This window comes from Citricoccus sp. (genome assembly GCF_035445025.1).
Taxonomy (GTDB): Bacteria; Actinomycetota; Actinomycetes; order Actinomycetales; family Micrococcaceae; genus Citricoccus.
On sequence record NZ_DAOMPX010000056.1, the window covers coordinates 1 to 10091 of the forward strand.

The window sequence follows — 10091 nt, forward strand, 5'->3', positions numbered from 1 at the left end:
CCTCCGACCGCCGACCCGGACCTCGCACCGGTCGCCGACGTCCTGGCCGCGGGGCGCGCCGGCCGGCCGCTGGTGCACTGCCTCACCGCGACCGTCTCCATGGCACTCGTCGCCGACGGCCTGCTGGCCGCCGGGGCCCGCCCCATGATGACCGAGACCCTCGCCGAGGCCCCCACCGTGACCCGGGTGGCCGACGCGCTGGCCGTGAACCTCGGCACCCTGAGCACGGACGCCATGGAGGGCATCCCCGCCACGGTGGCCGTCGCCGTCGCGGACCGGCGCCCGTGGGTGCTGGACCCCACCGCGATCGGCATCGCACCGGTGCGGACACCGCTGGCCCGCCAGCTGCTGGACTCCCGGCCGACCGTGGTGCGGGGCAACGCCTCCGAGGTGCTCGCCCTGGCCGGTGCGGGCACCGGCGGGCGCGGAGCGGACTCGGTGGCCGGGCCGGACGCGGCGGAGGACGCCGCGATGTCGACGGCACTCAGGACCGGTGGCGCCGTCGCCGTCTCGGGTGCCGTGGACCTCGTGCTCGACGCCCGCCGGCAGGCGCGGGTGGCACGCGGGACCGGTCTGCTCACCCGGGTCACCGGCACCGGCTGCCTGCTCGGGGCCCTGACGGCCGCCTGCACCGCGGTCGAACCGGACCCGTTCCGCGCCGCGCTCGCCGCGACCACCTGGCTGAACCTGGCCGGTGAGGTCGCGGCCGGGCGGGCCGCCGGGCCGGGATCGTTCCGGATGCACCTGCTGGACGCGCTCGACGAGGTGGGACGGTGACCGGGGGAGCGGCCGGACGGCTCGGCCCGCGGGTGACCCACCCGGGCCGGCACCGCACGCCGATCGACGGGACCCACGCACCGCTCGACCTGCGCTGCTACCTGGTCACCTCCGGCACCGGACGGCGCACCGTGGAGGTGGCGGCCGCGGCGGCGGCCGCCGGGGCCGGCGTCGTGCAGGTCCGGGCCAAGGAGGCCACCGCCGCCGGACTGCTGGACCTGACCTGTGCCGTCGCCGAGGCCGTGCACGCGGCCCGGCCGGCCACGCGCGTGCTGGTGGACGACCGGGCCGACGTGGCCTTCGCCGCGCATGCCCGCGGCGCGGCCGTGCACGGGGTGCACCTGGGCCAGGACGACCTGCCGGTCACCGAGGCCCGGGCGCTGCTGGGCCCGGACGCCGTCATCGGGCTGACCACCGGGACCCCGGACCTGGTCCGCGCGGCGGAGCGCCTGCGCGGGGTGATCGACTACGTGGGGGCCGGGCCCTTCCGGCCGACCCCCACCAAGGACTCCGGCCGGGACCCGATCGGGGTGGACGGGTACCACGGGCTGGTCGCGGCCACGTCGCTGCCGGTGGTGGCGATCGGGGGCGTCGAGCCGGAGGACGTGCCGGCGCTCGCCCGGACGGGGGTGGCCGGCGTCGCGCTGGTGCGCGCGATCATGGACGCCGCGGATCCGGGGGCCGTGGTGGGCGAGGTGCTCGCCGGGTTCCGGTGACGGCCCCCCGTCCCGGGTCAGGCCGCGGCCGGAACGGCCTGGACCCCGTCGCCCGCCGAGCGGAGCCTGCGGGCCTTCGCCCACACGGCCACCGCCAGCAGGGCCAGCGCGACGGCCGCCCACGTCACCATCACCACGATGCCGTGGCCGACGCCGATCGTGCCGCCGGCGATGAGGGAGCGGAACGACTCGACCGCGTAGGTCATCGGCAGCCAGGGGTGCAGGGCCTGGAAAAACGCCGGCGCGGTCTGGACCGGGTAGGTGCCGCCCGCGGCCGAGAGCTGGAGCACGATCAGGATCAGGGCGAAGAAGCGCCCTGGCGGTCCGAGGAGGGCGATGAGCGCCTGGTTGATCGCCATGAACGTCAGCGACGTCAGCAGGGCGAAGCCCGCCAGTCCCCAGCCATCAGCCGGGGTCATGTCCAGGCCCACCGTGAACACGGAGACCATCAGCAGCGACTGCACCGCGCCCATCAGCGCCGGCAGCGCCATACTGCGCAGCATCACCCGCCACAACGGGCGGCCGTCCTCGATCATAGACGTGCGCACGGCCGGGCGCATCAGGAAGTACCCCAGGGCGCCCACCCAGAGGGCCAGGGACATGAAGTACGGGGCCAACCCGTAGCCGTAGGAGGGGACCTCGTTCGTGCGCTGGACGTCCGCACTGACCGGCAGGGCGGCCACGGAGCCGAGGCGGGAGGCGTCCGCGTCCGTGTAGCTGGGCACGGTCGCCGTGCCGTCCTGAAGGGACGTGAACAGCCGGCCCGAACCGTCGGACAACTCGCCCAGGCCGGAGGCGAGCCGGCGGGACCCGTCGTCCGCGCCGGCCAGACCGGAGGACAATTCCGTACTGCCCGACTCGAGGTCCGCCGCTCCCGAGGCCAGTGCCGGCAGGCTCGCGGCCAGTCGGCCGACGCCCTCGTCCAGCGAGGAGGTGCCGGCGGCCAGGGCGTCCGCGCCGGAGGCCGCACCGGCGATCCCGTCGGCCAGTGCGCCGGAGCCCGTCGCGAGGGCCCGTGCGCCCTCCGCCACCCGGTCGGCTCCGTCGGCGAGGGTGTCCACCCCGTCGGCCAGGTCGGAGACCGTGGCGCCGGCCGCGGCGGCGCCGCCTGCCACCCGGTCGGCGCTGGAGCCCAGGCCGGACAGCCCGGTGCCGGAGGACGCCTCCCCGACCAGGGCCCCGAGGCGCTCGTGCACCGTGGAGGCCCCGTCGGCCGACTGCCCGGCCCCGGCCGTGACCTGCCCGGCGCCCGCGGTCAGCTCGGCGAGAGCGGCCTTGCGCTGGTCGTCTGTCAGGGCGTCGTAACCGGCCAGCAGGTCCTCCAGCCCGCCCTGCACCCCGGCCGCACCATCCTGCACCTGTGCGGTGCCCGTGGCGAGGGCGGCCGCGCCGTCCTGCAGTTCCCCCGCCCCGGCGACGGCCCGGTCGAGGCCGGCGGCGAACTGCCCCGTGCCGTCGGCCAGCGCGTCCGCGGCGGCGGACAGGGCGGTGGTGCCCTCGTCGAGTCTCCCGACGCCGTCCGCCACCTGGGCGGCCCCGTCCGCCAGCGCGGTGGTCTGGTCCGGCAGGGACGCGGTCTGGGAGAGCATCTGGCCCAGTCCCGATCTGAGCTGCTGCGCGCCCTCGTTCACGGAGGCGGTGCCCTGGGCCAGGTCCTGGCTTCCACTGCTCGCGGCGGCGGCGCCGTCGGCCAGCCGACCGGCTCCGTCGTTGAGGGTGACGGAACCGTCCGCGAGCTGGTCGATGCCGACCACCAGGTCGTCCGCGCCGTGGCGTGCGTCCCGGGCGCCGTCGGCCACCTGGCCGGCTCCGTCCGTGGCCTCCTGCATGCCGTCATGGACGTCGGTGACGCCCAGCAGCACGTTCTGCACGTACTCCTCGCCGATGCCCTCGGCCACCGTGGCGGCCGCCGTCTCGCCGATGGTCCTCGCGATGGTGCCCATGATGATGTTCGCACCGTCATTGGTCTGCACGCGCAGGGTGGACTGCTGGGCGTCGGCCGCCTCGCCCGTGGACAACCCGGCGGCGTGGGCGGAGAACGTCTCCGGGACGGTCAGCACGGCGAGCACGTCGCCGGACTCCAGCGCCTCCTGGGCCTCATCGGCTCCCATGGTCCGCCAGTTGAGGTTGTCCGAGTCCCCGTCCGGGTGCACGAGTTCCTCGGTCAGGTCCTCACCGAGGTGGACCGGCTCACCCTGGGACGTGGCGGGCTCATCCTGGTTCACGACGGCGGCCGGGACCTGGTCGAGGTGACCGGTCGGGTCCTTGACGGATCCGGTGAGCAGCCCCGAGTAGATGGAGGGGATGATGGCCAGGGCCATCAGGATCACGCAGAACCAGGCCATGGCGCCGTACTTCCTGAGCGCCGACCGCGTGGGCCCCTGGCCGGCGGCCGGGACGGCTGCTGATGCTGCTCTTTCTGCGGCCGCGACGGTGGGGTGGGCGGTGGCGTGGCCATCGCCCGCAGCATGTCCTGCCGCGTGGTGATCTGCCTGGTGACCCGCGTGACGGCCGGCGTGACGGCTGGCGGAGCGGCTTGGGACGGCGTCCCATGACGTGCCGGCGTTCCGGAGCCGGTAGTCGGGCCGGGGGGTCGGGTGCTGCGCCATCAGTCGAGGTCTTCCGGGTCGTGGTCGGCCGGCGTCGGGGACGCCGGGGCGCGGGCGGGGGAGGGGGCGGGCGTGACCGGGGGAGCCGGTGCGGCCGCGCGGACCGCGGCGATTTCCTGCTCCGTGGCGCCCGAGCTGGACAGCAGCAGGGCGGACAGCCGGTCGACCATGTCCTCGACCTCCTGGAGGGGGTCGGTGGAGGTGACCAGCCAGTGCTGCACCAGCCACACGCTTCCCGCGGCCAGGAATTGGGCCCGCTGCTGGGCGGTGTCGGGGCCCTTCCGACGGTGGATGATGGGCCCCAGCGGGGAGGAGGTGAGCAGCCGGTGGGCCAGGTAGCGGATGAAGTCGGCGGCGACCTCGGCCGGGTTGATGGCCAGGGCCGAGAGGTAGAAACTGCGGTGCTCCGCCAGGTCCGTCAGCAGGGTCAGGAAGGTGCCGCGGGCGAACACCGTCCACGTCTCGCCGAGGGCCGCCTGCGGGACGCGGTCGAAGGTCGCCTGCATGCGCCGCAGCGCTGCCTCCCACACCAGGGCGGGCACGTCCCGGAAGTACTTGTAGAACGTGGGGCGGCTGACCCCGGCGCGTTGTACCACGTCGGTGACGTTGAGGCCGGCGGGGTCGGTGCCTTCGTCCAACATGGCGGTCACCGCTTCCACCAGTGGTTGCAGGGACCGTCCCTCCTGGACTCGACTGTTCATTGCTGCCCCCCGTTCCGTTCCGTGGCCGCCGTCCGCCGGCCCAGTTCGGTACTTTACACCTGTCAAGTAGTGCTCTGAATGTCCAGGCGCTGGCAGCCGGTGGGGCGCCGGAGCGAGGGCGGTGGGACCAGCTGAGATTTACGAGTGTTCACTCACGGACCGTCACTGCGGTGACCGGGCAGCCCCAGCGGGGGACGGGGGATGACATCCACCGCGCCAGCTTTGGCGATGGCAGGGGAATGACGTACGACGACGCGGAAGGCCACCATGATGAGATCCATCGCCGAGCAGGACATCGCGGAACTCGGAGGGCGGCTGAGCGTGCTGGCCCGGCAGAAGAGGGACCACGTCCAGCTAAACGTCCTGCTGGAGGAACTCAAGGGAACCTCGGGCGCGGAGCAGGGGCGGGTGCCGCTGAAGCGCTACCAGCTGGTGTTCCCGCATGCCTTCGCCGAGGAGTCGGTACTGTGGCCGCTGAGGCGTCGGGTCCTGCCGGACGGCCACGAGCGGACGCTCCAGGTCGAGCGTGAGCACCAGGAGGTCAACGAGATCGTCGTCGCCCTGGAGGGCCTGCCGCTCGGCGATCCCACCCGTGACCCCCTGCTCGCCGCGCTGGCGGAGGTGTTGCGCGAGGACGTGCGCAACGAGGAGGACGAACTGCTTCCCTGGTTGCAGGCCGGGCTGAACCGGAACCAGCAGAGGAGCGCCGGCCTGGTGTGGGAGCTCGTCCGGCGCACTGCGCCCACCCGCGCGCACCTCGTGGTGGCCCGGCGGCCGCCCGGCAACGTGATCGCCGCCCTGCCGCTGTCCGTGCTCGACCGGATCCGGGACTTCGTGGACGCGGCGGTGCTCCGGGACCCGTCGCGGGTCGGTTCAGGGTTGCAGCGCCTCAGCACGGCCCTGGCCGGGCTCAGTCACCGGGTTGAACGGCTGCCCGTCATGCGCCGCGGCGAGGACCCGTCCACGGCGCCCGCCGCCGCCTGACGGCGGGCCGGGGCACCGCCGTCGGGGATCTTCCGCCGGCGGGGGGTCCTTCACGGACGGCCCCGAGTGGCGACGGACCGGGCCGGCGGGTTACCGGTTGACGTCCACGACGGTGCGCCCGCGCGTGCGCCCGGCCAGGATCTGCTGGGCGTAGGGGATCGTGTCCGCCAGCCCGATGGTCGTGGTCATCCGGTCGAGCTGGTCCAGGTCGAGCTCGTCGGCCAGTGCGGCCCAGGCCCGCTGGCGCAGGGCCTGCGGTGCGTAGACCGAGTTGGCGCCGGTGAGGGTGACGCCGCGCAGGATGAACGGCGCCACGGTCGTGGGCAGGTCCATGCCCTGGGCCAGGCCGCAGGCGGACACGATCCCGCCGTAGTTGGTCTGGGCCAGGACGTTGGCCAGGGTGGTGCTGCCGGCGACGTCCACGGCGCCGGCCCAGCGCTGTTCCTGCAGGGGCTTGCCGAGCTCCTCGGAGAGCTCGTGACGGTCGAGGAGGTCGGCGGCACCGAGGTCCCGCAGGTAGTCACCCTCCTCCTCGGCCCGTCCGGTGGAGGCCACCACCCGGTAACCGCGGGCGGCCAGCAGGGACACCGCCACCGATCCCACGCCACCGGCCGCGCCGGTGACCAGGATGTCCCCGGACCCCGGGGTGAGTCCGGCATCGGCCAGCTGCAGCACGGAGATCATGGCCGTGAAGCCGGCGGTGCCGATGGCCGCGGCGCGCACCGGGCTGATCTCCCGGGGCAGCTCCACGAGGGCCTCGCCGCGGACCCGGGCCCGGGTCGCGAAGCCGCCGTTGCGCGATTCGCCGATGCCGTCCCCGTTGAGCACCACCGTGTCCCCGGGGTCCCAGGCCGGATCGTCGGAGCGGGTGACCGTGCCGACGATGTCGATGCCCGGGATGATCGGCCAGTTCTGCAGCACGCCCCGGCCGGCACCGGTGATGGCCAGGCCGTCCTTGTAGTTGTAGCTGGAGTAGAGCACGTCAAGCTCCACGGGACCGCTGAGGATGCCCTCCTCGGCCGTCTCCTCCAGGCGCGCTTCCGCTCCCCGGGACTCCACGATCACTGCCCGCATGCCTCACCCTTTCTGTCCTCGCCCCACGGTGAGGACCGCTCCCACGTCACGTTACGGGCCGATGTGGCCGTCCGTCAGCCCCGCCCGCGCTCCGGCCCTTGTGCCGCAGCCGAGCCGCTGCCTACTGTGGCCGCACTCCACGGGCCCTCCGGACCCGTGTGCTGGACCCCGCGCGCTCCTGCTGACGTGGAGACGACGGACCGGCAGTGGAAACGACGCAGAAGGGGAACACCATGGACGAGTCGAAGCCGGTGGTCGTCGGGGTCGACGGGTCGGACCAGTCGATCGAGGCGCTGCGCGAGGGCAAGATCATGGCGGATCTGATGAACGCCCCGCTGATGGCGGTGGCGGCCTGGCAATGGCCCGCGGCGAGTGGGGAGATCCCGGAACTGGTCGGCTACGACCCCGAGCAGGAGGCCCGGCAACGGCTCGACGCGACGCTCGGCGAGGCCTTCGGCGACGATCAGCCGGCATCGCTGCAGACCGTGGTGCAGAAGGGCCAGCCCGCCCAGGTGCTCACCGAACTGAGCAGGGGCGCGCGCATGCTGGTGGTCGGCAGCCGCGGGCGGGGCGGGTTCCGGGGCCTGCTGCTCGGCTCGGTCAGTTCCGCGGTCGGCGCGCACGCCGCCTGCCCCGTGCTGATCATGCACGGCAAGACCGAGTAGGGCTCTCACTCCCGACGCCGCGTGCGTCAGCCGTGCCCCACGTGCCCGCCGGTCACGGCCGTCTGCTCGGCCTCGGCGATGACCGGGATCGTGCGGAGGACGGAGTCCGGGTTCAGGGACATCGAGTCGATGCCGGCCTCCACCAGGAACTCCGCGAAGTCCGCGTGGTTGCTCGGCCCCTGCCCGCACAGGCCCACCGTGATGCCCGCGGCCTGCGCCCGCCGGATGACGTCCGCGATCATCGACTCCACCGCCGGATCGCGCTCGTCGAACTGCCGGGCCAGGATCTCCGAGTCACGGTCCACCCCGAGCACCAGTTGCGTCAGGTCGTTGGAGCCGATCGAGAAGCCGTCGAAGCGGCGGGCGAACTCCTCGGCGAGCACCACGTTGGAGGGCACCTCGCACATCATGTAGACCAGCAACCCGTCCTGGCCGCGGACCAGCCCGTTGGCGGCCATCGCCGCCAGCACCCGGTCCGCCTCGGGCACCGTCCGGCAGAAGGGGACCATGACGGCGAGGTTCGTGAAGCCCAGTCGTTCCCGCACCCGCCGCAGGGCGCGGCACTCGAGCTCGAAGCCCTCCCGGTACCGGTCGTCGTCGTACCTAGAGGCGCCGCGGAAGCCGAGCATGGGGTTCTCCTCCGCCGGCTCGAAGGCCCGCCCGCCCAGCAGGTGCGCGTACTCGTTGGTCTTGAAGTCACTCAGCCGCACGATCACCGGGCGGGGATGGTAGGGCGCGCACAGCTTCCCCAGCCCGGTGGCCAGCCGGTCGACGAAGTACTCGCGCGGGTCGTCATACCCCCTCGTCAGCTCCCGGATCCGATCGGCGTCCTCGGCGGAGTCCACGCGCTCGGGGTGGACCAGGGCCATGGGGTGGATGCGGATCGCCTCGGTGATGATGAACTCCATCCGGGCCAGCCCCACCCCGTCCACGGGCAGCCGCCACCACCGGAAGGCGGCGGCCGGGCTGGCCACATTGACCATCACCTTGGTGCGGGTGCGCGGCAACCGCTCCAGGTCGACCTCCTCCGTGCGCCACCGCAGCCGCCCCGCGTAGACGTGCCCCACCTCGCCCTCGGCGCAGGACAGGGTCACCACTCCGCCGTCGGGCAGGTCCCGGGTGGCGGAGCCGGTCCCGACGACGGCCGGCACCCCCAGCTCCCGGCTCACGATGGCCGCGTGGCTGGTGGGCCCACCGTGATCGGTGATGATCCCGGCGGCCCGTTTCATCACCGGCCCCCAGTCCGGGTCGGTCATCTCGGCCACCAGGATCGCCCCGTCGCGGAAGCTGCCGATGTCCGCCGCGCTGCGGATCACGCACACCTCACCGGCGACGATCGCGTCCCCGATGGCCGCCCCCGTGGCCAGGGCGCGGCCGGACTCCTCGAGGTGGTGCACCGTGAACCGGGTGGCGCTGCGCCGGGCCTGGACGGTCTCCGGGCGTGCCTGGACGATGAACAGCTCCCCGGTGGGGCCGTCCTTGGCCCACTCCAGGTCCATGGGGGTGCCGTAGTGGCGTTCCACCGCCGCCGCCCAGCGGGCCAGCCGCAGCACCTCAGCATCCGTGAGCACGAGCGCCCGGCGTTCCTGCGGTGAGGTCTCCACCAGGGCGGTCGGCGAGCCGGCGTTCGGCCCGTAGACCAGCTTGACCTCCTTGGCCCCCACGGTGCGCTCGAGCACCGGGACGAGCCGGTCGTCGTCGAGGAAGGGCTTGAACACCACGTACTTGTCCGGGTCCACCGTGCCCTGGACCACCGTCTCGCCCAGTCCCCAGGTGGCGCTGACGACCACGGCGTCCGGGAAGCCGGACTCCGTGTCCAGGGTGAACATCACCCCCGAGGACCCGGAGGCGGAGTCCACCATCAGCTGCACGCCCACGGACAGCGCCACCTGCAGGTCGTCGAAGCCCTTCAGGGCCCGGTAGCTGATGGCACGGTCCGTGAACAGGGAGGCGAAGCACCGGCGGCAGGCGTCCACGAGCCCGTCCACCCCACACACGTTGAGGAAGGTCTCCTGCTGGCCGGCGAAGCTGGCCTCGGGCAGGTCCTCCGCGGTGGCGCTGCTGCGCACGGCCACCGCCGGGTCCGTGGTGCCGGTGCGCCGCGCCAGTTCGGCGTAGGCCGCGGCCACCGCGTCCACGAGCGGCGGAGGGAAGGGGGCGTCCAGGAACAGGCGGCGGATGCGCTCGCCGGTCTCGCGGAGCGGCAACCCGCCACCGCGGCCGTGCTCCAGCAGCTCCCGGATGCGGGGCTCGAGGCCGTTGGCCTGCACGACCTCCCGGTACGCCTCGGCGGTGAGCGCGAACCCCCCGGGGACCTGGACCCCCTCGGCGGTCAGGGTCCGGATCATCTCACCGAGGGAGGCGTTCTTGCCGCCCACCCGGGGAAGGTCCTCGAGGCCGGTGTCCTCCAGCCATAGGATGTGCTGCCGCTCCATGTGCGCCTCCGCGGTACGGTCCCTGGTGGCAGACAGGGTAGGCCAGGGGTTCGCCGCGTGCACAGGTCCGGCCGGCCTGCACCACGCCCCTGCACCACGCCCCTGCACCACGCCCCTGCACCACGCCCCT

8 protein-coding genes are annotated in these 10091 nt (G+C 73.7%); 4 read left to right on the forward strand and 4 right to left on the reverse strand.

Annotated elements, in window-relative coordinates; translation table 11 throughout:
• Both thiM and PLJ28_RS13140 read left to right on the forward strand, forming a co-directional pair.
• Positions 1 to 777 (forward strand): hydroxyethylthiazole kinase (gene thiM, locus PLJ28_RS13135; RefSeq protein WP_324590220.1); only part of this gene is annotated, 777 nt, incomplete at its 5' end.
• A complete protein-coding gene (locus tag PLJ28_RS13140) occupies positions 774 to 1493 on the forward strand; it encodes a thiamine phosphate synthase (protein ID WP_324590221.1) in 720 nt (239 codons plus the stop codon). The genes thiM and PLJ28_RS13140, both read left to right, overlap by 4 nt.
• 17 nt (positions 1494 to 1510) lie before the next feature.
• Here the strand turns inward: PLJ28_RS13140 and PLJ28_RS13145 are convergent, their stop codons facing one another.
• Together PLJ28_RS13145 and PLJ28_RS13150 are read right to left on the reverse strand one after the other, a co-directional pair.
• A complete protein-coding gene (locus PLJ28_RS13145) occupies positions 1511 to 4102 on the reverse strand; it encodes a YhgE/Pip domain-containing protein (RefSeq protein WP_324590222.1) in 2592 nt (863 codons plus the stop codon).
• On the reverse strand, positions 4102 to 4752 hold the full coding sequence (locus tag PLJ28_RS13150; RefSeq protein ID WP_324590223.1) for a TetR/AcrR family transcriptional regulator: 651 nt from the start codon (positions 4750 to 4752) through the stop codon (positions 4102 to 4104). The genes PLJ28_RS13145 and PLJ28_RS13150 overlap by 1 nt, the downstream gene beginning before the upstream one ends.
• 318 nt (positions 4753 to 5070) lie before the next feature.
• On the opposite strand from PLJ28_RS13150, the gene PLJ28_RS13155 reads away from it, so the two are divergent.
• The gene (locus PLJ28_RS13155; RefSeq protein WP_298045695.1) at positions 5071 to 5787 is read left to right on the forward strand and encodes a hemerythrin domain-containing protein; all 717 of its coding nucleotides are present in this window, start codon (positions 5071 to 5073) and stop codon (positions 5785 to 5787) included.
• A gap of 90 nt (positions 5788 to 5877) precedes the next feature.
• Here the strand turns inward: PLJ28_RS13155 and PLJ28_RS13160 are convergent, their stop codons facing one another.
• Positions 5878 to 6861 (reverse strand): MDR family oxidoreductase, encoded by a 984-nt coding sequence (locus PLJ28_RS13160; protein WP_298045694.1) that lies wholly within the window; start codon positions 6859 to 6861, stop codon positions 5878 to 5880.
• Between the two features lie 233 nt (positions 6862 to 7094).
• Between PLJ28_RS13160 and PLJ28_RS13165 the strand changes: the two genes are divergently transcribed.
• On the forward strand, positions 7095 to 7526 hold the full coding sequence (locus tag PLJ28_RS13165; protein ID WP_298045693.1) for a universal stress protein: 432 nt from the start codon (positions 7095 to 7097) through the stop codon (positions 7524 to 7526).
• A gap of 26 nt (positions 7527 to 7552) precedes the next feature.
• On the opposite strand, the gene ppsA is transcribed toward PLJ28_RS13165, so the two are convergent.
• Positions 7553 to 9961, reverse strand: coding sequence for a phosphoenolpyruvate synthase (gene ppsA / locus PLJ28_RS13170; RefSeq protein WP_324590224.1), 2409 nt, complete (start codon positions 9959 to 9961; stop codon positions 7553 to 7555).
• Positions 9962 to 10091 lie beyond the last annotated feature (130 nt).

Coding starts and splice junctions, on each gene's coding strand:
- PLJ28_RS13145 (WP_324590222.1), bottom strand. CDS start 4,102: ATGGCGCAGCACCCGACCCCCCGGCCCGACTACCGGCTCCGGAACGCC.
- PLJ28_RS13155 (WP_298045695.1), top strand. CDS start 5,071: ATGATGAGATCCATCGCCGAGCAGGACATCGCGGAACTCGGAGGGCGG.
- PLJ28_RS13160 (WP_298045694.1), bottom strand. CDS start 6,861: ATGCGGGCAGTGATCGTGGAGTCCCGGGGAGCGGAAGCGCGCCTGGAG.
- PLJ28_RS13165 (WP_298045693.1), top strand. CDS start 7,095: ATGGACGAGTCGAAGCCGGTGGTCGTCGGGGTCGACGGGTCGGACCAG.
- ppsA (WP_324590224.1), bottom strand. CDS start 9,961: ATGGAGCGGCAGCACATCCTATGGCTGGAGGACACCGGCCTCGAGGAC.